This window comes from Acinetobacter sp. MF4642 (assembly GCF_002018925.1).
Classification (GTDB): Bacteria; Pseudomonadota; Gammaproteobacteria; order Pseudomonadales; family Moraxellaceae; genus Acinetobacter; species Acinetobacter johnsonii.
In genome coordinates this window covers 22,236-44,801 of sequence record NZ_MVON01000001.1, presented here as the reverse complement: position 1 = coordinate 44,801, position 22,566 = coordinate 22,236, and the positions used below count along the sequence as shown (strand labels likewise).

Genomic DNA, 22,566 nt, shown 5'->3' with positions numbered 1-22,566 from the left:
GACCATGCCACATTATTTAATGCCAGATGGCGAAAAACTCTATGTTCGAGAATTTGGACAAGGTACACCTGTACTGGTCTTATCTGGTTTAGGAATGCAAAGTTGGCAATGGCTACCTTTTTTATATCAGCACCGTAAAAAGTACCGCTTTTACATTCCTGACTGGCGGGGTTTTGGTGGTTCAGCACAGTGCAAAATTCCCACACTGGATGCGATTTCCAGTCACTGGCAAGATTTAAACTGCTTTTTAAATCAATATGCTGATACAGCATTCCATGTGATTGCCTACTCTATGGGCGCCACAACAGCCATGCACGGCATGCAATATGGTCGCTTTCAAGACCATATCCGCAGCTATTTACACATCGACCAAACCCCCAAGATTAGCGTTGATGCAGACTGGCCACATGGTTTATTTGCTGAAAAACATGCTAATTTCAAAGCCATCCTACAAAACATTGCAGACCTATTGGCCCAAAATGCACAGTACCGTTTGGTCTCAGACTTAACAGCGTCTATGCGTACAGAACTGGTTAAGCAATGGTTGGCTTTTATTCAACTACAAGCCACACCATCTCGAACTGCGGCCTTATTTCAAAAAGCATTTCAACAGCCATATTTGCAAAAATTCATGCTCCCGATCCAGCGTTTAGACTATATGGCTTGGTATATTCAAAATTATCTTGACCATCAAGAAGACTATCGCGGTGCGCTCAGTCAGATTGACCGACCAGCTACATTTTTTATTGGTGAAGAATCAAAGCTTTATGCCGCTCAAGGACAAAAGCTGATTGCCTCAAGCGTACCGCATGCCAAAACGGTGATCTTTAAAAAATCTGGGCATACGCCTTTATTGAGTGAACCGCACAAATTCTCCCAAGAAATTACACGTTTCCTCAACGCCACGAATATTTAAATGCATGTCGTATTATCAGCCAAATGATGAATATTTTTATAATAGCTGAAGATAAATACAATTAATCATTGCATTGTAATGACAAAAAAATTAAATCAGTCCGATAAAACACCAATGCTTAGGAATTAAAAAAGGCATCTCTAAGAGACGCCTTTTTCTTATGCTGCATAGGTCTGCTTGAGATAAGCAACAATATCTGCCGACTCAAACAAAGCTGTTTCAGTGTTCGGATCAACCAAATATGGCACTTGAATATCACGCCCCATCACCTGCATGACTTGCTCACGCTTTCCACCTGCCAAAGGTACATATTTGCCCGGCTTTAAACGCAGTACTGCTGGGCCTTGATCTTGCCAACGTTCTTTAGGCACATTATGAAACTTAAAAGGGAGCTCCAACTCGGTCAGTAAACCACGGACAATCCGAGTATAAGGACTGGCTTCAAATCCCCAAAGTTGTAACAGCTGTTCTGGCGCTACGCGATCTTTAATACTCTTATTGATCCACACCCCACTCGCACCATTTACCAATGTCCCGACATAAGCAACATAAGGTGTTTTGGGATAATGTACATACTTTTTCGGTGTTTTACCACTGCGACCATATTGTTCAAACAGGTAGTGAATAATATCTTCAGACTCGTATAGCTTAGTGTCTGTATTTTCATCGAGTAAAAAAGGAAATTGGGTTTTCCCACCCAACTGTTTCACCAAAGGACGATATTTAGTTCCACCCTTAGGACATGGATACACTTCATAATCCAAGTTCAACAAAGTCAGTACTTCACGCACACGACGACAATATGGCGAGCCTTCAAACTCATAGAGCTTTAAAGGTTGTTCAGGTTGTTTAGGATGCGGCGTTCCAGTTACACCACGCCCACCTTGTGCAAGCCCCGAAAAAAGAGCCTGAATCACTTTAATTTGATGCTTCACCATATTACACGTCCATATCTTTTGTTTATGTTGTTATGAGTCTGGTTGGTGCTTATTCATCGACCAGTTTTTCTTTTGCAATGACAATACCGTTATTATCCGCATAGAGATAATGACCTGATTGAATGGTGACACCACCAAAATGCAAGCTGATATCAACTTCTCCTACACCCTTACGATTACTTTTTTGTGGAATGGCGGCTAAAGCATGCACCCCTAAATCCAGTTCAGCAATCGCATCTACATCACGGACACAGCCATAAATCACCACACCATTCCAGTGATTTTTGACTGCTGACTCTGCAATTAAGTCTCCCATCAAGGCACAGCGCATCGAAGCGCCACCATCCACAACCAATACTTTACCCGTACCATCTGTTGCTAACAGCTCTTTCACCCGAGAGTTATCTTCAAAGCATTTAACCGTCACCACCTGACCACCAAAGGTTTTACGCGCACCATAGCTATTAAAGAACTTACCATCCATTGATGGGCTGACCACTTGTAAATCAAGTTCAGGATGATCATCCAATAAATCGCATGTCACAAATGCTGTCGTCACCACACTTCCCCTCATTTTGTCTTTTGTATACGTAAATTATCATATATTTCAAATTTTTCGGTCTGCGTTTGGGCAGCCTCGACCATAGTATGAGCCACTTGTTCTGCTGTCACTGGCTTATATTTAAAATGCTTTGGTATAAAATGCGATAGTTTGGTATAAGCCTTTTGGAAAATATCTTCCAACATGCGACCTTCATTACGCTGTCCGATCAGTAAGGATGGCTGCAGAATACTAACCTTATATAAATCGAGTCCTCGAATAGTCTCTTCAAGCTCACCTTTGACGCGATTATAGAAAATTTTTGAATTGGCTTGCGCCCCCAAGGCACTGATCAACACATAATGGGTTTTGGTCAAAACAAACAATTCAGCAAAATGTGCATTCACCACATAGTCGATGGCATAAAACTGCTCTTTTGAGCCAGCTTTCTTTAAAGTCGTCCCCAAACAACTAAAAGCATGACTGTAGCCCTGAACATCTTCATGGTTGAGTAATAAAAAATCATCCAGCTTCAGTTGCTGAACTTTGTCATAGTGATCGAGCTGCACATTATGCTTTCTGACCACAGCCAGTATTTTGCTACAACTTGGCAGTTGTTGTAATTGTTGAATCAGGTTTAAGCCCACCAAACCCGTTGCTCCAATCACAATCGCTTGTTCTATATTTTGTGTCATTTTTATACAAACTTCCATGCAGATGGCTAATCTTACCTTTTCTTTAGAATTTTTATGTATCTTAAATATAGTCAAAGCATGTCAAGACTTGACTTCACTGCGTATATTAATCAAAATATGCCACTTGTTTACGGGCTGGTGATTGTTCTTCTGATGTGGTTTTCAGTTTGAATTTCAGCCCGCCCAGACCAATCTATTTCAAGGAGTGCACGAGTGGCAAACTCTGCTCAAGCTAAAAAACGTGCTCGTCAAAACGTTAAAGCACGCAAACACAACGCTAGCTTACGTTCTATGGTTCGTACTTACATCAAACGTACAGTAGCTGCTATCGCTGCTGGTGATTACGCAGTTGCTTCTGAAGCATACAAAACTGCTGTACCAGTAATCGACCGTATGGCTGATAAAGGCATCATCCATAAGAACAAAGCTGCTCGTCATAAGAGCCGTTTAAATGCACAAGTTAAAGCTTTAGCTAACTAATTTATGCATTAAAAAAAGCCCTTTTTAAAGGGCTTTTTTTGTATCTATTTTTTGAACCTTCTAACGCCTACACCTTTTCCAATACATCTGCGACTTAACAATACAGCTTAAAACTCAAATAAAATTTAGCAAGCGCTCTCTAGCCCCCACAAGAACATCTACTTACAAAAAAAGCCCCCTTTAGGGAGCTCGTTTTCATTTCATGTTAAATCATTTGCCAAATGAGCAGTGGTTTAATTCAAAGATTGAGTTTTCAGGTTTTTCACTAAAATACCAATATTTCTCGATGTTGCCCCAGCTAAAATCATACTTGTATTTTGGTTCAGCATTGTCCATCGTTGATTATTATTTCCAGAACAACTATATCGAATTGCAATTTGACGGTTATTTACCAAATTACCCGAGTTTAAATCTAAGCACTGTCCTGATTGTTTAATGGCAGACGTCGTGGCATCCATTGACCACACTTGTGCTGCATTATTCGCCACACAGTCAGTCAAGGTGACTTTAGCACTTCCTCCATTACCCGTTAGACACTGCCCCATAGCCGCTTTGCTATGGATACGACCTAAACTGTCATAAACCCATTGCTCGGTCTCATCAGCAGTACAAGCTGATGGGCCACTAATGTAAACATCGATTTTTTGGTTAGATGCCAGCTCTGTTTTCAAGCAATTCTTGTTATTTTTCAACAATCCACTTTGTGCAAGTGGGTCATCTTGTTGTAAACCTAGCTGCTTGATAAAAGCATTGAGTGCATCAATCGCAGCAGGTACATCTTTGGCCAAATCATCATAATAAACATTTACCCAACGATTTAAACGCACCCATCTAGTTTCTTGCTCTTCATAACGCTCAAGTACCTGCTGTGCAGCCAAACTCATCTCATTTTTATACGATTTATAAGACAGATAAAGCATTGAACCATTTGGTGACAAAACAATAATATTGTTCGCCGCTTGATTCAGTAGCTCTTGCTCAAGTAGGGGCAACTCTACATCGCGTAAGGCTTTATAACCCTGCGCTTTCCCAATCTTAACAGCAGGTGTAATAGCCGTAGTATATTGGGGAATCACTGTAGTCGATAATAATTTGGCAGCAGCATTGGCCTGCTTACAATATAAATCAACTTTTTGAGGGTGATCTGCAAGCGCTAAATTGACATGTAATTTATTGGCATTACTACCTAATCGTGTCGGAGCCAGTGCAATATTGGTTACTGTATTTGGATACTGTACATTTAACCAACATGCATCCTGATTTAACGCCGTATTTGCAGTGGGTAAATCATAGACATTGCCCCAGTTTGAACGTGCCGCAGGATAGAGTAGCCCAACCTTTGCAACAGGGTCATAGCCACCCAAAATGGTCACTACAGGCTCACCAAAAACACGTGGGCGTAAATAGTTTTGCTTTGGTTGATACCAAACAGGTGCAGCAGAATCTGGCATAGTCGGCTGAATCACCTCCATCCGCCGTGTGACTTCATTCCATTTTTTATAGCCCGTTGGTGAAGTCTTATCCCACACATAACGGTTAAAGTGCGGTTGAATTTTTAAATAAGTGCTATAGCCCGTATAGTGGGTATAACGTGAAACTGAGCTTGATGCATAACCACCAGACATTGCATCTCGGCTATGTGGATATAAAGCTAAGAAGTTTGCAATTCCTGTAGAGGCAGCCCATAAATCCTTATTATTCCAAGTCAAATTACCCCGCATCATATTGCGATAGGGAATATAACCCCAACCACTATCCGCATGATGTGAAGTCCAGAACTGGTTATCACCCTCCTGCCCAGGATAATGCCCCAGTCCATAGTGGTGTCCAATTTCATGACTAAACTCGTTGCCAACTGAATCATACAACGTCAGCATGCCGTTACCACCACTTAAACCATGGCTAATTTCGCCATTGGCATATTTTCCACGACTATGGTGTGCAACTACTGTTTGAGTTAATTGAGGCTGATTTTGACTTGCCATCGAAGCACTGGTAATGCCCCAGTTTGCTAGGTTAATGCCCACGCTAAATGTCGACTTACCCACGTTTTCACGCATGTCACCCTCATAAACCCCACCTTGGCTGGCACTTGCCGTATCGTAAATCGTCCCGTCTGCAATCATGACGCGATCCAACTGAATATCATCATATTTTGCAACGGTCATTTCAGCAGCTGGAATCGTTTGAAAGTAATCTGAACCTGCCCGAACAGGATCATTCAGCATATAGTGACCATTGAAAACAGGGGGAGCAGTTAACATGCCGATACGAATATTATTTAAGACCAACTCTCCCGGAGAGGCAAAATCAATTTTATCTTCCGCAATTTGCCCCTGACGTCCAAGAGAATCTTTGAGCTGAATACGCAAACCTGGACGTATTTCATCCCAATTGAGTTGAGCACTCCACGCACGCTTACTATATTGCACACGCGCACGCTCATCGGTATTGGTTTGATCAGACTGAGGAATCTGAGTTGGATCGTTAAATGTAACTGTGCGGAGCAACTGATTATTCATGTAAATATCAGCATTCAGACCATCAATTTTCCCCATGCTATCAGTTGGCGTAACTAACAATAGCGCTTCTTTTTCCATCGTCAGACGCGGCATTTTTTTACTTTCATTACCATTTGGATCAACCACATGACTCTGACCAAATTGCAGCATTGCTTCGAAGTTACCAGTTAAGTCATTTCGTATCATACGTGTTCTTGAGTTTGCATCGTAATCAAAATAACCCAATGTATTTCCATCAGCCACATCCTGTGTAGGTTCAGCATAGGTTTTCACTACAGACGTTGTAGAGTTTTCGGTTCCACTTTCTCCACCACACGCAGCTAACATCAGTGTTACAACGCAAAGACTTAGCTTGCAATACAAGAACTCATTCACACTTTTCACATCTTCCCCCCAAAATAGTCACAAATAAAAATTAAAAAACCATTAATAATTTATATAAATCAAAAGCTTAATTATTTAACACTATTTTCTATACATATTCAATTTACATAATTTGTCACTTCAGGACATATTTTTTATCGGTCTTGAAACTAATGCCCGAAAAATAAAAGTTCTGTGACAGGGCTTGAATTTATGAAAAATAATGATGAGTTATACATTTAAATTTGCACCAATATAGTGCCAATATTTGTCAATCAATAAAAAAAATATATTTCAATTAATTTTCTTTGTAAGCATGTAACTTATTTTAATTTTTAAATCCAAAATGATTAAAATTAAAATCCCATAAATAAATTATGGTATTCTGTTTTCTTATAATGAAACCACATAGAATGTTCTACTGGGGAATAGCATGATTAATAAATTTCTTCCAACACTTGAAAAATTCCAACTGACAGAACAACAATATATTGAGTATTTTCATGCCAAAGGTGAAAAAGACATACTCGCCAAAGTCATCTCAAATATGCGTGGAACCGCAGAAATTCAGGCTTCTCAGGGCGTTGATGCGTGGTTAGGCTATGGCGTCTATTTGCCTGCAATTGAACGTATTTTTGCACTACACCAAGGGGAAAGCGAAGCTGAGTTTTATGACCGTACTCAATATCCAGCCGATGTTGTCAATGCATATACCCTTTCGAATCATGAGATTGCCACACTCATTGCTGCAGATAAATACAATCGCATTCATCAGCACAGCGTAGCAGTGAATACCTCATTATGGCCTTTAAATGATGAAGGCCTAAGTATCGACTTGCTCGATTTTCCCAATCGACTCAAAGCAAAAATTTAAACTGATGCGATATAGCATTTAATAAGGTTGACGAATGATCGATCTATAAATCTCGTATATTCTTTTTTCGTTCAAACAACTGTATAAATGAAGAAACGAGATTTATAGCTGATTTTTATTAATAAACAAATCACTTACAGATTTTGAAATTCATGAATATTCAGTTCATTCATTTCTCCGCGCCAAATCCATTTCAATTTTGATTCCAAAAACACATCTCCCTCAAACCACACAAAAAGACCTTCCATCATTTTCGGCCAGTCTTCTTTGGTCACAATCGTGCGCCCTGAAATAACCGCCAAAATCGCAGCTAAAATCGTGTCATGACTGACCGCAAGGCTCAAACCATAAGGGTTGTTCGGATGCGTGTTATATATAAGCTCCAATACATCTACGACGCCATGAATCGGATGCTTCATACCGGGTAAGGCATTATTAACAAAGCTATTAATAAATCCTAGAGCACCTTGACGCTGAAAATAAGGCCCAGCTTGCTTAATATCCAAAACAAAACTGCCTGGCTCAACCAATAAACCTTGTTCGATAATTTCAATACGGTGGGTATTTGGCTCAAGGGTTTGTCCATCTGCCCCTTGAATCATTAGCGCAGCGGTATCAATACAACGTTGAATTGGGCTAGAAATACAGTGTTGTATCACTCGATCCGTATTATCGATCAGATAGGAACCCCATGCCTGTGCCAAATCGCGCCCTTGATGCGTCAACTGTAAATCATAGCCTGCAAGCCCCTGACCCGTAACAACTTCACGAATGGAATGACGTGTAAACAACGTCACTGGCGTTTTTGCATCTGGCAATAAATCGATTGCCTTCAACATACTAGGCGGGAGTAACTCTAAGGCCATAATCACTAGCAACTCAATAATTCAAAAAACACTATAGCACGCTCAGTTTTTAGCTCAAGCCGACGAAGGCATTAGTTCAAGTGCTTGTAATGCCAGTTTTTTCATATCGTTATTTCGATATGCAATAAAACCGCCATTCAGTAAACTCAATCTTTGGTTATATACGAATGGTCGTCCCTGAAAATCAACTAAACCACCACCTATCCGCTCCAATAAACACTGTCCAGCACTGGTATCCCACTCACTCGTTGGGTGAAAGCGCGGGTAAATATCGACTCGGTCTTCCAACACCATGCAGAACTTATATGCACTCCCTGCGCGATACTCTTGAATAGGCGTAAGTTTTTCTAACTGCTCTAAATATACTTGATACTGCGGCTTATTCTGACTACTTTGGCTTAAGCCGACTTGAACAGCACTGTGGTTTTCAACTGGAACATATTCAGACCATACGTCTTTTTCAATATTGTATTTTAAAGGCTGACCTTGTAGTGGACAGAAGTAAATTTGCTGTTCACAAGGAATAGCCAACACAGCAAAGGTTGTATGCTCACCCTCAATAAGACTGAGATTAATGGTGAATTCTGGACGTTGATGCAAAAATTCTTTGGTACCATCTAAAGGATCAAGCATCCAAAAAGACTGCCACTGCTGTCTATGCGCATGCTGCCCTTCTTCAGAAAGAACAGGCAAATGAGGAAAGGTATTGTTTAAAGCATCAGTAATAAATTGATTGACACGATAGTCCGCTTGCGTGACGGGTGAATGATCGGATTTTCGTTCAACTGTAAAATCACCACCTGCAACATAAGCTTGATACTCTGCTCGTAAAATCTCGCACGCTTGAGTCACAATCGGTACAAGTTGCAATATCAGTGCATCTTGAGGTGCAGTTGTGGGCTTAAACATGAGACCGCCTTTTTATTCATTAAGTTATAGATCGAGAAGTTCATCTATTGGGATAGCAGCATGCTGATCGCCTCGTATTCAACGGTATACTGTCACCTAAGAGTGAGAACACGCGAACAATTTTTCAACGCCGCCTTAAAATATTATACGCCTAAGACACTCAGGAAATATCACTCAATTCCAATTCTTCTTTTGACTTTGGGTTGAGTAGTCCAATCAACCTGACTTTAGCTTTACCCACACCTTAAATATTGAGACTAGAGAAAGTCACAAGCTGACCGTTTCTAATTTGTGCTTACGCTTAATTTCTTTTCAGCTTTATACATCCAAGTGATTACTTTAGGAAAAATCATCGCGCAAAAAAATCCCACGCATGGGAGCGTGGGATATAAAACAAGAAAAGCTACAGCGCTTTAATTTCGAGTTTAGTATAAACCTGTATTTAAAATACATCAATTAAAAAATGCGGTATACCTGCAGTTTTTTTAAATTACTTTACAGCTACTCATTTTTATCTGAGCACTTCACTTCTAATTGATACTCATCCTGCGTCACTTTGATCTTAATCTTTTGATACTTTCTTTTATTCGGATCCATAGCAGAGCTAGCGACTTCATGCAAAAACTTTCGATCATTCATAAGCTCGCTATATGCTTTATAACCAATCATAATCTTTTCAGGCTTTTTATTTTTGGAAATTAATTCTTTTAGAATATCATCTAGTTCATTTGCAGTAACAATTGACATATCGAAGCAACTCAAAATAAAAAAGATTATCCATGAACAATATGATCAAAAGATGTCAGAAATCATCTTTCTCACTATTTTCATTTCAATAGCAAAATGAAAGCCCGATCAGTATCAAAACAAATCGGGCTTTTTGTCTGTAATCACTTAGACCAGAAAGTTATTATAATAAAAAACCTGTTTACCTCTCTCCAAATAAACAGGCTTAACTGCACAAACATCATCTAATCATTATATTTTCATTGCTTTATGTCGCACACTTTACAGCCCAAATATTTCAAATAAATGAAACCTTAGGGTTTTTAACACAATTGAATACTTAATCATCATTACGTAAAAAGGTTAACTCATATTCATCATGCGTAATTTTAATCTTGGTATTGCGATAAGTCCGCTTATTTGGATCTAAAGATGAACTCATTACATTTTCTGCAAATTTTTTATTCGACATAAATTTTGCATAGAGCATATAACCAATACGGATTTTTTTAATGGCCTTTTTCTTACCTTTTGCTTCATATTTATCTAAGGTTTCATCTAAAAAATCTAAATTTAACTCACTCATCCATTCCTCTCTATTTTATTCTCATTCGCCACATCTTTTTTAACCGATTCTTGTGTAAATAACCAGCAAAACCACTTTATTTTTATTTTTGTCAAAAAACTTACTTTTATTGCATTATTGAGCTGGATACAACGAATCTTTCTCCGTCAGCTGAAGTGGTTTATATTTAGTTTCAAACATAAAAAATCACCCTCAGGTGGTGTTAATGGTATCGATGTAAAATGAACATTTGATGAAACAGATTAGATAGACATGAAAGCCGAATAGCTAAGTGGTACTGAAAAGCTGACAAAACCAATGATGCAGTCCGTTGTAATCCATGGCTGATTTAGGTCAGCAGCAACAGTAGCGGCTTTTGGAGAATAATGGCAGCTCTAAGCGTTCTCATCGAATATTTATAAAAGCGTTTCCTTCTTCATTAAAGTGAATCATTCCTAATGCTGAAATTTCAATATTGCAGTGGATCAATGTGCAGTTAACACATCTTATATGTTCTTACTTAAAAAATTGAGATCTCGTATTCTTCAATTTTTGACAATGGGCTATGCAAGCCCGTAATCTTATACAGCTATACGCTATAATTACGCCATATTTGCATAAAGCAAAACTGCTAAATCGGTTGCTAACTGTTTTCTATCGCGATTGCTGAACTTTGAAACATTGGAGATTTTTTGAGTGGAAAAGCCAATTATCATTTTTGATATGGACGGTACATTACTGGATCTTGCCTATGATGATTTTATTTGGAATCATCAGCTTCCTATCCGTTATGCTGAACAACACCAGTGCTCTTTAGAACAAAGTACTCAGGCCCTGTTTCAGTTTTATCAAACCCATAATCATACACTCAATTGGTATTCTACGCGCTTTTGGACAGCTAAAGTTGGCGTAGATACGCTCGCTTTGCAGCAGGAATTTAAGCATAAAGTTAGCCTACGTGAAGGCTGTCTTGAACTTCTCGACTATTTAAAAAGTAACGGCTACCCTTGCTGGCTTGCCACTAATGCGGACTGTGAGGGACTCAAGTTCAAACTCGAACACACGAAACTAGCCTCATATTTCGATGTCATTATTAGCAGCGAAACCCTCGGTCATGCCAAAGAGTTTACTGAGTTTTGGCAACATCTCCATGAACGCCATCCTTTTGCAGCCACACAGTGTTACTTTATCGATGACACTGAAAAAGTATTAAAAGGTGCTGAAAGTTATGGTATTCAAAACCTATTTACCATTGCTCAACCCTCATCACTAGGTCAAAGCAAGACATCCAGCCCTTATCCGATCTTAAATCAGCTCACCGATTTAATTCCTTATTTAGAGCAAGCTGAGGTCACTGCCAAATATGCGTAAATCCACTTTAGCGGAAGATGCTGTAGGCATGCGCATTGACAAATGGTTATGGGCAGCACGTTTTTTTAAAACGCGTTCCATTGCCAAAAATGCAATTGAGGGAGGCAAAGTTCACCACAATGGCGAACGTGTCAAAGTGTCGAGAGAAGTTCGGGTTGGAATGGAACTCACCATACAACAAGGTATTGACAAGAAAACCGTGGTGATCAAAGAACTCTCTGACGTGCGTGGCCCCGCTCCTGTTGCACAAAAATTATATGAAGAAACTGAAGTCAGTATTACACGACGGGAATTGATTGCAAGCCAAAGAAAGTTGCATAATCTAGCTCGACCTGATCATCGTCCAAGTAAAAAAGACCGACGCGATATCAGTAAGTTTAGACAAGAAAATGATCAACAATTTGACCAATATTGGTCTTATAATGATGATGAATGACATGCGTCATATTGTGTCGCACACGATCTGACTTTTATAGAAGATACAGACTAAATCTGTCACTATACTGAGCATATTCAGTAAATATCCGTGACATCGTTTTGAGGTTGTAAGATGGATGATAATAAAAGCAAGGCGCTCAATGCTGCGCTAAGCCAAATTGAAAAGCAGTTTGGTAAAAACACAGTAATGCGTCTTGGCGATAACACCGTACAAGCTGTTGAAGCGGTATCAACGGGTTCTTTGACACTTGATATTGCACTAGGCATTGGCGGCTTACCAAAGGGTCGTATCGTTGAGATTTATGGTCCTGAATCTTCAGGTAAAACAACCATGACTTTACAAGCGATTGCCGAATGTCAAAAAGCAGGTGGTACATGTGCATTTATCGATGCAGAACACGCTTTAGACCCACAGTATGCGCGTAAACTTGGCGTAGATATTGACAATCTCTTGGTTTCTCAGCCTGACCATGGTGAACAAGCACTTGAAATTGCAGACATGCTAGTTCGCTCTGGTGCCATTGACCTCATTGTTGTCGATTCTGTTGCAGCATTGACACCACGTGCTGAAATTGAAGGTGAAATGGGCGACTCACACATGGGCCTCCAAGCACGTTTAATGAGCCAAGCATTACGTAAAATTACAGGTAATGCAAAACGTTCAAACTGTATGGTGATTTTCATTAACCAAATTCGTATGAAAATTGGTGTAATGTTTGGTAGCCCTGAAACCACGACTGGTGGTAATGCGTTGAAATTCTATGCGTCTGTGCGTTTAGACATTCGCCGTGTAGGTCAGGTCAAAGAAGGCGATGAAATCGTTGGTTCTGAAACCAAAGTGAAAGTTGTCAAAAACAAAATGGCACCTCCATTCCGCGAAGCGCTCTTCCAAATCCTATATGGTAAAGGTGTCAACCATTTGGGCGAACTTGTAGACTTGGCTGTTCAACAAGAAATCGTACAAAAAGCAGGTGCTTGGTATTCATACCAAGGTGATAAAATCGGCCAAGGTAAAAACAATGTGATCCGTCACCTTGAAGAAAACCCTCAGTTGGCTGAAACCATTGAGAAAATCATTCGAGAAAAACTACTGACGACTGCAAACGCTGCGCCTGTAGAAGAGAATGAAGAAGAGCCAGACTTTTTAGATGCTTAATTAAAAGTATCGAAAAAGATTAAATGTTATTACACGACATTTAGGCTTACACTAAGAACGCCCCACGGGGCGTTTTGTTTATTCAGATCTACTTCATACCCAATTATGCCTAATTCAAAATTTCCCAAACTCCTTGACTACGATGCTCTCAAACAACAATTTGGCGAGGAAGAATCCCCTGCTACTCAATACTGCCACACGCAGGTAACACAAGAAACTGATGATGCTTTAGATTTTGATGAAGAGAATCAGCCCAAACCCACAGGTTTAACAGGTTCCCGTCTACGCTCTTATGCCTTTGCTGTATTAACACGTAAGGAATATTCAAAAGCAGAATTGATTGAAAAACTGGCTACATGGGCGATGCACCGTGAAGAAGTGATTACACTGGTTGAAGAGCTTTCAGCACAAAACTATCAGAGTGATCAACGCGTAGCTGAGATCATGCTATCGAGCCAAAAGCGTAAAGGCAAAGGCCCTAATCGCATTAAAATGGCGCTAAAAACCAAAAAGATTGACACTGGTTTAATTTTAGAAGAATTGAAAGAAACGGATTGGGTCGAACAAGCCTATCAACTCAAAGTTAGAAAGTATGGAACTGAGGTCGCAACAGATCCAAAACTAAAAGCCAAACAAATCCGTTTTTTAATGTACCGTGGCTTTGAAATGGACGCGATTATGAAAGCGATTAATCGCAGGGTTGATGACTAATCACCATTCGCTCTTGACCAAGCTATACCCAAATCACCTTTATAAATATTGATCTTATATTCACACCCAACATTAACTACATGTAATCGTTAATGAATTATAAAATTATAGCACTCTTAAATAAGTATAAATCAAACCAAACTCAGAAAAGCTTAAATATATACAAGACGTGTAAGATAAAAAATAATGCAATGATTTCTAATGCTTGAAATACATCACGCCCAAAAGAAAAAATACACATGGTAGAGAGCAAAAAGAGGTGAGGAATAGAGTAAATGAATTTTAAAATAAAAGTTAAGGGTAAAGATAATAGGAAATATTACAAATGTAATAACAGTCAATGGACAAGATATTTTAAATTTGATCTACATACAATATATTTGTATATTGATTATTATATTTTTAATAAATGAATATGGTGGCAACCCTACCAGCAAGCCTTCGGCACATCATATTTCTACTACCGTTGCTACCTTCCGGTCCTGGCGGGGTTCGTAGAATACAATTGCGAAGTAACCAGCAGGGCTACCATTGCAAGAACAGAGTATAGAGATTTTTCCCTAAGTTGCAAGCCTATAAACGACTTTTCAATAAGCATTTCATTCAATTGACTATTTATAAAACAAACTCAAGAAAAATCGCTCAATTATTGGTAACGACTAGGCTACATTCATTTACCTAAATATACGACAACAATGTAAAAGCTTATTGCAATTCATAACGTTGCCGTTTTTAATGGGGTAAATGAATTTTGTTTGATGTATCCCCCATCAAAGCCTTATAACACGGATATTTTATGATGCTAAAGAAGCATAGCCTATGTGCCCTCACCCTACTTTGCACAATGCCTGTTTTCGCCAATATTCCAATTGAATCTCGCGGCTTAAGCCAAGCAACGAACAATAGTGTCAATCCAACCAGCGTCGCAGTAGACACAGGTGCGAGTGCAACAGCAACCAATATTAATTGGCAAATCATGCAAAAGAACCAGCAATTAGAAAATGATTTGCGTAGCTTACGCGGCAAACTTGAAGAACAAGACAATGAGATCGCTCAACTCAAACATGAGTTGGAAAACCGTTACGCTGACCTAGATCAACGCTTAGAGTTACTTCAGCAAAAAGTAGACCCTGAAGCGAGTACCACAATGGAGGATAACCAACAGGATACTCCTCCCAGTAACACCACAATCACCAACGCCAGCAGTAGCACAACCACGGTAGCAGTAAACAAAGCACCTGTAGTGGTCAGTACGCAAAACACATCAGAGCCATCTGAGCTAGAAAAAGCCGCGTATACTGTCGCATTGGATGCCTATAAGCAAGGTGGTGCGAAGAAAGCGATTGCACCCATGCAAAATTTTATTAAAAACAACCCCAACAGTGTTTACATCAGCAATGCATATTTCTGGTTAGCGGAATTTAATTTAGCGATTGAACCTACCAACTATGCAGAAGCGAAAAAGAACTACGGGATTGTGGCAAACCAATACCCAAACTCTTCGCGTGCGCCTCGAGCCGTCTATCAACTCTATAATATTGCAAAAGAAGTGGATAAAAATACGGCTCAGGCCAATCAATACAAAGCCAAACTCCTTAAACAATATCCTAAGTCTGAAGAGGCCTCTTTCTTTAAAAAATAATTTTTCTATAGATATAAAAAAAGACACGCGAAGTGTCTTTTTTTATCTTTGGAATAAGCTTAACGCACAATGCCACGCTCTGACTGTTCTAACGAGTCAATCAGCAGCTGTGCCTCAGCGACTTCAGGCAAAATTTCTGCACGGATACGTTCTAAAGCCTGCTCTGTCGTTAAACCTTCTTTATAGATCAGTTTAAATGCAGTACGTAAACCTTGAATCACATTTTTAGACCAACCTTTACGACGCATGCCTTCAACATTCATCGCAAAAGCATGTGCAGGATTACCAGAAACCATCACATAAGCAGGGACATCTTTTACAATCAATGATGCACCACCAATCATGCTATAAGAGTCAATTTTACAGAATTGGTGTATACCCGAGTTACCGCCGACAATCACATAGTCACCTACATGAACATGGCCAGCCACGCCGACATTGTTTGCAAAAATATTATGATCACCGACCACACAGTCGTGTGCAATATGCGTATTCACCATTAAAAGATTATGGCTACCAATCTTGGTTATACCGTGATCCTGAACCGTACCACGGTGTAAACTACAATGCTCACGAATTTTATTATGGTCACCAATTTCTAACCAGGTTTCTTCACCTGCATATTTTAGATCTTGGCAGACCTCACCCACGCTTGCGAATTGGAAAATTTCATTTTGTTCTCCAATACGCGTATAACCACCGACCACCACATGCGAATGTAACTGCGTACCTGCACCAATAGTGACATTTGGACCAATAATACAATACGGTCCAATCTTTGCATCTGCTGCAATCACGGCAGATGCATCGATGATTGCTGTTGGGTGAATAAATTCGTTATTGCTCATGATTGCTCTATTTTCTGATGCGAAACCATAATTTCCGCAGATGCTGCTACTACACCGTCAACGGTGGCAATACAATTATATTTGTAAATACCACGTTTCTGCATGACCAATTCTGATTTTAACACTAATTGGTCGCCTGCAACGACTTGCTTTTTAAAGCGAACTTTCTCTGCACCTGCGAACAAGAACAAAGAACCTTCACTTGGTTTCTCATTGTTCATGATGAAACCAAGAATACCTGAAACTTGCGCTAATGCTTCGACAATCAAAACACCAGGCATAATTGGATAATTAGGGAAATGGCCTTGAAGGAACTCTTCATTAATAGACACATTTTTATACGCCACAATTCCATTTTCAGTCACATCAACAACACGATCGACCAATAAAAAAGGATAGCGGTGTGGTAAGTACTCACGAATAGTTTGAATCGTCATTGGCAATTCAGGTTTCGTGAAACTAGTAGAATTCGACTCAGTCATCATATTTCTATTTACGCAATTTAATTGTTGATTCAAGGGACTCGATTTGAGCCTGCATATGATCAAGTTTTTTTACCAATTGGGTCAATGGCACATCTGCTAATTGTCTTAAACGAACAACGGTGCGTTTCCACTTTTGATTTTCAAACAGTCCAATTCCTGAAGAATATGTTCCAGCCACAGAAATATTATTTGTGACCATTGACATTCCAGTTAAAGTGACATTATCAACAATATTTAGGTGTCCTGCAATTGCAGACCCGCCACCTACGATGCAATTTTTGCCAATGGTTGTACTACCCGCAATTGCGGTATTGGCAGCAAAAGCAGAATTGGCACCAATTTTAGCGTTATGGGCGATTTGCACAAGGTTATCAATAATGACACCATCTTCCAAAATTGTGTCATCCAATGCACCGCGATCAATACTACAATTTGAACCAATCCGTACATCATTACCGATGATGACCGAACCCAATTGAGCAATTCGATGCCATTTCCCTTGATAAGGGGCAAAACCAAAACCTTCACTACCAATCACAGTATTGGCATGAATACGAACACGATCGCCAATTTTGCATGACATCAAATTTACATGTGATTCAATTAAACCACCGCGGCCAATTTCAACACCATCATGTATGCTGACATGGGAATGGATAATCGTATCATCGCCAACAACGCAATTTTCACCAATGACTACATAATGACCAATATAAGCAGTATCTGAGATGATTGCAGAAGGATGTATCTGTGCAGTGCTTTCAATGCCCTGCTCAGTGTGTTTAACCTCAAAAGCATGGGTCAAAATCGCAAAGGCCAAATAAGGATTGGCAACAACAATAAAGTTTTGATGTTCAACCAAGAGATCTTTCAGATCAGCTGTAACAATGAATGCACCAGCTTTAGACTGCAGTGCTTGCTCTAAATACTTTTCACCATTTACAAATGCAAGATGTCTAGATTCTGCCGAATCTAGACTTGCTAATCCCTTAAGGATTAAATCAGCTTGACCTACACACTCACCTTGGACTAAACGAGCAAGATCTTCTAAGCGGTACTGTTGAGGATTCATTGATTACTTAATTGCGTTAACCTTTTGAATCATTTTATCAGTTAAATCATACTTAGCGTCATAGGCAAGTGCTGAGTTTTTATTCAAAACAACATCTAATTGATTTTCTTTACGCAATTGTTCAGCAACTTGCTTTACACGACCATCAAATACAGTACGTACTTGCTGAATAGAGCTTTGCACACTGCTTTGCATGGTTTGTTGTAAAGTATTGAACTCATTCATTTTGGTTTGGTACTGAGTCACCATTTTTTGCTTATCCGCAGCGCTCAGCTTATCACCTGTTTGTAAACGCTGTTGTAAGTCTTGAACCTCTTTACTGAGTTGATCAAGCTTGGTGCTTTGCGGTTGAATTTTTTGTTGAAAACTCGAATTTTGTTGTTTTAAATAGGTGCTATTTTCAACAACACGCTCAAGATCCACCACACCATAGCCAGCAGCATTCACCACTGTAGAAGTTAATGCTGTAAGTGTTAAAGCTGTAAGAAGTTTTTTCATATTTATATCTTTCATGTAGAGAAAAGGTCGACCTTAGAAGGTACGACCGATTTCAAATTGAATGTTCTTTGTCTCGTCGCCTTCTTTATCATTCAATGGATATGCATAGCTGAGAGACAATGGACCAATCATCGTAATCCAAGTAAAGCCTACACCCACGCTATAGCGCATGTTATCAAGCTCGAAACCGAAGTTGTCTTTACAGTATTGCTTCGCATCCACACCAGCATCAGTTTTACTTCCAGTCATATATAATTGACCAGATGGAACATCACACTGTGTATCAAACACTTGCGCACCTTCAGCAAAGATAACTGGGCGAACTTGACGTGTCCAATCTCCTTTAAATGGTAAAGGCAAAGCCAATTCTGTACCAAATTGGATCAATGCGTTACCACCCACTTCCTCATAGTCATTATCTTTAGATCTTGATTCACTATAAGTTACGCCTGGGTATTTCGGACCTAAGGTACTGTTATCATAACCACGTACCGAACCAAAACCACCTGCATAGAAGTTTTTATAGAATGGTAAATCATTACCATAACCCAACTTACCATAGCCACGTAACACAAAATCTTTCGCAAGCGGGAAGTACGCCTGAGCATCATAAGTCAGCTTTTGATATTCAACATCACTGCCTGGTAAAGCAATTTCACCATTAATACGATGCGACATACCAGATGTCGGGAACACCGGACGGTTTAAGGTATTATATGACCAACCTAAGTTTAAGTTATAGGTTAAGAAGTCACCGGTAAACTCAGAACCATAAGGAGCAGATGTCTGACCATCTGGGCAAACATAAACGCCTTCCGAATCAGGAACTAAATCCACCATACAATAAGTCGATGTACTTTTTGTCTTACCGCCATGCGCCAACAAGTAATCACGTACATAGGTCGATACATACGGACCTGTAGTCACTTCAGTTTGGTCAATGTTTAAACCTGCACTGATGCTTTGGTTTTCATCAATTGGATAACCGAAATTGATACCACCACCAAAACTATCCGTCACATAGTTGTTGACGTTATAGTCTTCATCCAACTTGGTTTTACGGTAGTACATGTTATAACCACGACGTACACCATCAATCGTAAAGTACGGATCAGTCACACTTAGGTTGTAGTAATCTTGTGTTTCTGAGCGTGATAAATCAATGGCAACAGAGTTACCTGTACCCATGAAATTAGTTTGACTTAGACCCGCTTGGAAGGTTATACCGCCGCTTTGCGAGAAACCAACTGCTAAAGTACTGGTACCTGAGTGCTGCTCTTCAACATTAATGTTTAAATCAACCTGATCGGCTGTGTTCGGAACACGTGCCGGCTTGATATCTACAGTCTTAAAGAAGCCTGTACGCTCTAAACGAACTTTAGATAAATCAATTTTCTCATTACTTGCAAGTGCACCTTCCATTTGGCGCATTTCACGACGTAATACTTCATCCGCAGTTTTCGTGTTGCCGGTAAAGTTAATACGACGCACAGTCACTTGCTGACCTGGATTCACGTAATAATTTAAATCCACCAGATGAGTTTCTTTATCAATCTGAGGCACGACGTTCACTTCTGCATAGTAATAACCCGCATTACCGTATTTACGTAGAAGCAACTGTTTAACCGCATTCACTTTTTCTTGTGAATAGATATCGCCATCTTTATAAATTTGTAAAGCTTTCAGCTCTGCTGGCGTGTATAAAGCATCGCCCAAAAATTTGGTTTCGCCAAATTTAAATTGTTCGCCTTCATCTACTGAAACTTCAACAAAAATATTCTTTTTATCTTCACTTAAATTTAAGCTTGAGTGATTGATATTAAAGTTGATATAGCCTTTGTTTAAATAAAGCGCACGTAAAGACTCTAAGCTTGCAGCCATCTTTTCACGTGCATAACGGTCATTACGTGAAATAATGGACGTCCAACCACTTTCTTTTACCGCAAACGCTTGTTCAATTTCGCTTTCTTTAAATACGGTATTACCAATAATATTGATATCTACAACTTTTGCAGCCTTACCTTCAACAAACTCAATAGTAAGGTCTACACGGTTGTTCGGCTTCGCTGTTGTCACAACTTTTACATCAGCATCATAACGACCTTGCTGCATGTACTGCTGTTCAAGCTCAGACTCAACCGTTTGTAGCGCTGATTTTTTCAGCACTTCACCTTCGGTGATTCCCATCTTCTTCAAGCCTTCTTCTAAAGCCTCTTTAGGAATGAGTTTATTACCTTTAAATTCAACTTTAGAAATTAGTGGGCGTTCGACAACTTTGAAAACCAGCGTATCACCCTGCTTTTCTGTTTTAATGTCATCAAACAAACCTGTTGCATATAAACTACGAATGGCATTGGCAAGTGCTGCATCGCTCACACGATCCCCACTATTCAACGGAATCATTCCATAGACATTTGCTGGCGTTAAACGAACAAGTCCATCAACCTTAATATCACGTACTATATAATCTTCTGCTGCATATACTTGTTGTACTGTTGCCATAGCACTGATGAGCGCCAAAGGCATAAATAAATGTGTGTGCTGCATGCCAGTTTTTTCCGATGTAAAATTTAATTCCGTATCTACGCTTTTTTACAAACGCATAAAATCATTGAATAGTGCCAAAAGCATCATACTTCCGAGCAATACCATACCAATTTTTAAACCAACCAATTGTATTTGTTCAGAAACAGGTTTACCACGTATTAGTTCTATAAAATAATAGACCAAATGTCCACCATCAAGCATAGGAATAGGCAATAAATTTAATATCCCTAAACTTACACTCATCAGTGCCATAAATGAGATAAAAGTTTGCCAACCCATTTCCGCACTTTGTCCTGCGACTTTGGCAATCGTGATAGGTCCTGATAGGTTGTCTAGACCAATCAAACCGCGCACCATTTTCACAATCGAGTTCAAAATCATACTCGACAGTTGACCGGTTTTATCCACCGCCATCATGAAGGCTTCGGCAGGATTATATTGTATCGTTTGTTTATATTCTGTAGGAATACTGATTTTCCCAGGGTCACTTTGTACACCTAAGACACCAGAAACCTTGCCCATATTGTCGCGTTTACCTTGTGGCATCACTTCAAGTTGTACCAATTGATTTTGGCGAAGCACATCAATTTTTAACAATTTCTCAGGTGAAGCTTGAACCACTTGTACCACATCAAACCAATCATTCATCTTGATGCCATCAATCGCGACAATTTTGTCACCTTGTTGCATACCCTGACGAATGGCTGCGCCATCTTCGCTCAACTTAGTCACGACCGCAGGAATTTTAGGTCGATAAGGCGTAAAACCCAGAACATCAAGCGGAGACTGTGTTTGATCTTTCAAGAAGTTTTGAATAGGCAAACTAAATGTCTTAACTTGTCCCGCACGTTCGGCCTGAATTTGGATTGATCCCGTTTCACCTACACGATCAACCAAGGCAAAATTCAACTTTTCCCAAGTGGGTGTCATTAAGCCATCAACAGCGGTAATTTTATCGCCCACTTGCATTTGAACTTGTGCTGCAGGTGTATTAGATAGCACTTTACCCACACGTGTATTCAATTGCTCTTGTGCAGGTAAAAATAAAATCCAAAACAGTAAAATAGCGAATGCCAAGTTAATCAATGGACCAGCCGCAACAATTGCGATACGCTTCCAAGGTGACTGACGATTAAATGCTTTGGGCGCATCCTCTTCAGCAACATCACCTTCACGCTCATCCAGCATTTTGACATAACCACCCAAGGGCAATGCCGAAAGCTGATATTGAATACCTGACTTTTTAGAGGTCCACTTTAAAACCGTTGGTCCAAAACCAATGGAATAAACTAAAACTTTTACGCCCAATTTACGCGCAACAAAATAGTGCCCAAACTCATGTATTGCAATAAGTGGGCCTAAAAGCAAAATTGCCGCAACAATCATAAACAAGGCGCTCATGC

General features: G+C 39.7%; 22 protein-coding genes and 1 other RNA gene. 8 read left to right on the top strand and 15 right to left on the bottom strand.

The window, feature by feature from the left end:
- Window positions 1–4: 4 nt before the first annotated feature.
- Window positions 5–916 carry an alpha/beta fold hydrolase gene (locus MF4642_RS00220; RefSeq protein WP_078424909.1) on the top strand — a complete coding sequence of 304 codons (912 nt, stop codon included), beginning with the start codon at window positions 5–7 and terminating at the stop codon, window positions 914–916.
- A gap of 158 nt (window positions 917–1,074) precedes the next feature.
- Here the strand turns inward: MF4642_RS00220 and MF4642_RS00215 are convergent, their stop codons facing one another.
- Genes MF4642_RS00215 through MF4642_RS00205 form a run of 3 tightly spaced genes read right to left on the bottom strand, consistent with a single transcriptional unit; the run spans window position 1,075 to window position 3,090 of the window.
- Window positions 1,075–1,854 carry a glutathione S-transferase N-terminal domain-containing protein gene (locus MF4642_RS00215; protein ID WP_078424908.1) on the bottom strand — a complete coding sequence of 260 codons (780 nt, stop codon included), beginning with the start codon at window positions 1,852–1,854 and terminating at the stop codon, window positions 1,075–1,077.
- 49 nt (window positions 1,855–1,903) lie between these two features.
- Window positions 1,904–2,416: a ribonuclease E activity regulator RraA gene (gene rraA, locus MF4642_RS00210; protein ID WP_039890392.1), complete on the bottom strand. Its 513-nt coding sequence runs from the start codon at window positions 2,414–2,416 to the stop codon at window positions 1,904–1,906.
- 8 nt (window positions 2,417–2,424) lie between these two features.
- Window positions 2,425–3,090: a nucleoside-diphosphate sugar epimerase gene (locus MF4642_RS00205; protein ID WP_078424907.1), complete on the bottom strand. Its 666-nt coding sequence runs from the start codon at window positions 3,088–3,090 to the stop codon at window positions 2,425–2,427.
- A 213-nt stretch (window positions 3,091–3,303) separates the two neighbouring features.
- On the opposite strand from MF4642_RS00205, the gene rpsT reads away from it, so the two are divergent.
- On the top strand, window positions 3,304–3,570 hold the full coding sequence (gene rpsT / locus MF4642_RS00200) for a 30S ribosomal protein S20 (RefSeq protein WP_004696602.1): 267 nt from the start codon (window positions 3,304–3,306) through the stop codon (window positions 3,568–3,570).
- A gap of 233 nt (window positions 3,571–3,803) precedes the next feature.
- Here rpsT and MF4642_RS00195 read toward each other — a convergent pair whose 3' ends face one another.
- The gene (locus MF4642_RS00195; RefSeq protein ID WP_153041786.1) at window positions 3,804–6,476 is read right to left on the bottom strand and encodes a M66 family metalloprotease; all 2,673 of its coding nucleotides are present in this window, start codon (window positions 6,474–6,476) and stop codon (window positions 3,804–3,806) included.
- A gap of 412 nt (window positions 6,477–6,888) precedes the next feature.
- Here MF4642_RS00195 and MF4642_RS00190 point away from each other — a divergent pair, with 412 nt between their 5' ends.
- Window positions 6,889–7,329 carry a hypothetical protein gene (locus tag MF4642_RS00190; protein ID WP_058869816.1) on the top strand — a complete coding sequence of 147 codons (441 nt, stop codon included), beginning with the start codon at window positions 6,889–6,891 and terminating at the stop codon, window positions 7,327–7,329.
- A 134-nt stretch (window positions 7,330–7,463) separates the two neighbouring features.
- Here MF4642_RS00190 and MF4642_RS00185 read toward each other — a convergent pair whose 3' ends face one another.
- From MF4642_RS00185 to MF4642_RS00170, 4 genes are all read right to left on the bottom strand, one after another.
- Window positions 7,464–8,195, bottom strand: coding sequence for a histidine phosphatase family protein (locus MF4642_RS00185; RefSeq protein ID WP_078388778.1), 732 nt, complete (start codon window positions 8,193–8,195; stop codon window positions 7,464–7,466).
- Window positions 8,196–8,249: 54 nt separating this feature from the next.
- Complete coding sequence (locus tag MF4642_RS00180; protein WP_078424905.1) at window positions 8,250–9,104, bottom strand: 3'(2'),5'-bisphosphate nucleotidase CysQ; 855 nt, start codon at window positions 9,102–9,104, stop codon at window positions 8,250–8,252.
- A 501-nt stretch (window positions 9,105–9,605) separates the two neighbouring features.
- Window positions 9,606–9,851, bottom strand: coding sequence for a hypothetical protein (locus tag MF4642_RS00175; protein ID WP_078424904.1), 246 nt, complete (start codon window positions 9,849–9,851; stop codon window positions 9,606–9,608).
- Window positions 9,852–10,170: 319 nt separating this feature from the next.
- Window positions 10,171–10,416: a hypothetical protein gene (locus MF4642_RS00170; protein WP_004696593.1), complete on the bottom strand. Its 246-nt coding sequence runs from the start codon at window positions 10,414–10,416 to the stop codon at window positions 10,171–10,173.
- A gap of 675 nt (window positions 10,417–11,091) precedes the next feature.
- On the opposite strand from MF4642_RS00170, the gene MF4642_RS00165 reads away from it, so the two are divergent.
- From MF4642_RS00165 to MF4642_RS00150, 4 genes are all read left to right on the top strand, one after another.
- Window positions 11,092–11,766, top strand: a complete 675-nt coding sequence (locus MF4642_RS00165; RefSeq protein WP_004981908.1) for an HAD-IA family hydrolase — start codon at window positions 11,092–11,094, stop codon at window positions 11,764–11,766.
- Window positions 11,759–12,202, top strand: a complete 444-nt coding sequence (locus tag MF4642_RS00160; RefSeq protein WP_004696588.1) for an RNA-binding S4 domain-containing protein — start codon at window positions 11,759–11,761, stop codon at window positions 12,200–12,202. The genes MF4642_RS00165 and MF4642_RS00160 overlap by 8 nt, the downstream gene beginning before the upstream one ends.
- Window positions 12,203–12,316: 114 nt before the next feature.
- On the top strand, window positions 12,317–13,360 hold the full coding sequence (gene recA / locus MF4642_RS00155; protein ID WP_005401034.1) for a recombinase RecA: 1,044 nt from the start codon (window positions 12,317–12,319) through the stop codon (window positions 13,358–13,360).
- Window positions 13,361–13,465: 105 nt separating this feature from the next.
- Window positions 13,466–14,071 (top strand): regulatory protein RecX, encoded by a 606-nt coding sequence (locus tag MF4642_RS00150; protein ID WP_078424903.1) that lies wholly within the window; start codon window positions 13,466–13,468, stop codon window positions 14,069–14,071.
- A gap of 425 nt (window positions 14,072–14,496) precedes the next feature.
- Here the strand turns inward: MF4642_RS00150 and ffs are convergent.
- An RNA gene (ffs, locus tag MF4642_RS00145) (signal recognition particle sRNA small type) lies at window positions 14,497–14,593 on the bottom strand.
- Window positions 14,594–14,867: 274 nt separating this feature from the next.
- On the opposite strand from ffs, the gene MF4642_RS00140 reads away from it, so the two are divergent.
- Complete coding sequence (locus MF4642_RS00140; RefSeq protein ID WP_078424902.1) at window positions 14,868–15,713, top strand: YbgF trimerization domain-containing protein; 846 nt, start codon at window positions 14,868–14,870, stop codon at window positions 15,711–15,713.
- A 59-nt stretch (window positions 15,714–15,772) separates the two neighbouring features.
- Here the strand turns inward: MF4642_RS00140 and lpxA are convergent, their stop codons facing one another.
- Genes lpxA through rseP form a run of 6 tightly spaced genes read right to left on the bottom strand, consistent with a single transcriptional unit; the run spans window position 15,773 to window position 22,564 of the window.
- Window positions 15,773–16,561 (bottom strand): acyl-ACP--UDP-N-acetylglucosamine O-acyltransferase, encoded by a 789-nt coding sequence (gene lpxA, locus MF4642_RS00135; RefSeq protein ID WP_078388772.1) that lies wholly within the window; start codon window positions 16,559–16,561, stop codon window positions 15,773–15,775.
- Entirely contained in the window at window positions 16,558–17,043 is a 486-nt protein-coding gene (fabZ, locus tag MF4642_RS00130) for a 3-hydroxyacyl-ACP dehydratase FabZ (RefSeq protein ID WP_010326983.1), read from the bottom strand. The genes lpxA and fabZ overlap by 4 nt, the downstream gene beginning before the upstream one ends.
- Window positions 17,044–17,050: 7 nt before the next feature.
- A complete protein-coding gene (gene lpxD, locus MF4642_RS00125; RefSeq protein WP_078424901.1) occupies window positions 17,051–18,118 on the bottom strand; it encodes a UDP-3-O-(3-hydroxymyristoyl)glucosamine N-acyltransferase in 1,068 nt (355 codons plus the stop codon).
- A gap of 3 nt (window positions 18,119–18,121) precedes the next feature.
- Window positions 18,122–18,616, bottom strand: coding sequence for an OmpH family outer membrane protein (locus tag MF4642_RS00120; RefSeq protein ID WP_078424900.1), 495 nt, complete (start codon window positions 18,614–18,616; stop codon window positions 18,122–18,124).
- Between the two features lie 33 nt (window positions 18,617–18,649).
- Window positions 18,650–21,163, bottom strand: coding sequence for an outer membrane protein assembly factor BamA (bamA, locus tag MF4642_RS00115; protein WP_078424899.1), 2,514 nt, complete (start codon window positions 21,161–21,163; stop codon window positions 18,650–18,652).
- Window positions 21,164–21,208: 45 nt separating this feature from the next.
- The gene (gene rseP, locus MF4642_RS00110; RefSeq protein ID WP_078424898.1) at window positions 21,209–22,564 is read right to left on the bottom strand and encodes an RIP metalloprotease RseP; all 1,356 of its coding nucleotides are present in this window, start codon (window positions 22,562–22,564) and stop codon (window positions 21,209–21,211) included.
- Window positions 22,565–22,566 lie beyond the last annotated feature (2 nt).

Excerpts from the sequence above, each read along its gene's own strand:
- MF4642_RS00220 (WP_078424909.1), top strand. The coding sequence starts at position 5 with ATGCCACATTATTTAATGCCAGATGGCGAAAAACTCTATGTTCGAGAA.
- MF4642_RS00215 (WP_078424908.1), bottom strand. The coding sequence starts at position 1,854 with ATGGTGAAGCATCAAATTAAAGTGATTCAGGCTCTTTTTTCGGGGCTT.
- MF4642_RS00205 (WP_078424907.1), bottom strand. The coding sequence starts at position 3,090 with ATGACACAAAATATAGAACAAGCGATTGTGATTGGAGCAACGGGTTTG.
- MF4642_RS00190 (WP_058869816.1), top strand. The coding sequence starts at position 6,889 with ATGATTAATAAATTTCTTCCAACACTTGAAAAATTCCAACTGACAGAA.
- MF4642_RS00185 (WP_078388778.1), bottom strand. The coding sequence starts at position 8,195 with ATGGCCTTAGAGTTACTCCCGCCTAGTATGTTGAAGGCAATCGATTTA.
- MF4642_RS00180 (WP_078424905.1), bottom strand. The coding sequence starts at position 9,104 with ATGTTTAAGCCCACAACTGCACCTCAAGATGCACTGATATTGCAACTT.
- MF4642_RS00175 (WP_078424904.1), bottom strand. The coding sequence starts at position 9,851 with ATGTCAATTGTTACTGCAAATGAACTAGATGATATTCTAAAAGAATTA.
- MF4642_RS00170 (WP_004696593.1), bottom strand. The coding sequence starts at position 10,416 with ATGAGTGAGTTAAATTTAGATTTTTTAGATGAAACCTTAGATAAATAT.
- MF4642_RS00160 (WP_004696588.1), top strand. The coding sequence starts at position 11,759 with ATGCGTAAATCCACTTTAGCGGAAGATGCTGTAGGCATGCGCATTGAC.
- recA (WP_005401034.1), top strand. The coding sequence starts at position 12,317 with ATGGATGATAATAAAAGCAAGGCGCTCAATGCTGCGCTAAGCCAAATT.
- MF4642_RS00150 (WP_078424903.1), top strand. The coding sequence starts at position 13,466 with ATGCCTAATTCAAAATTTCCCAAACTCCTTGACTACGATGCTCTCAAA.
- MF4642_RS00140 (WP_078424902.1), top strand. The coding sequence starts at position 14,868 with ATGATGCTAAAGAAGCATAGCCTATGTGCCCTCACCCTACTTTGCACA.
- lpxA (WP_078388772.1), bottom strand. The coding sequence starts at position 16,561 with ATGAGCAATAACGAATTTATTCACCCAACAGCAATCATCGATGCATCT.
- fabZ (WP_010326983.1), bottom strand. The coding sequence starts at position 17,043 with ATGACTGAGTCGAATTCTACTAGTTTCACGAAACCTGAATTGCCAATG.
- lpxD (WP_078424901.1), bottom strand. The coding sequence starts at position 18,118 with ATGAATCCTCAACAGTACCGCTTAGAAGATCTTGCTCGTTTAGTCCAA.
- MF4642_RS00120 (WP_078424900.1), bottom strand. The coding sequence starts at position 18,616 with ATGAAAAAACTTCTTACAGCTTTAACACTTACAGCATTAACTTCTACA.
- bamA (WP_078424899.1), bottom strand. The coding sequence starts at position 21,163 with ATGCAGCACACACATTTATTTATGCCTTTGGCGCTCATCAGTGCTATG.
- rseP (WP_078424898.1), bottom strand. The coding sequence starts at position 22,564 with ATGAGCGCCTTGTTTATGATTGTTGCGGCAATTTTGCTTTTAGGCCCA.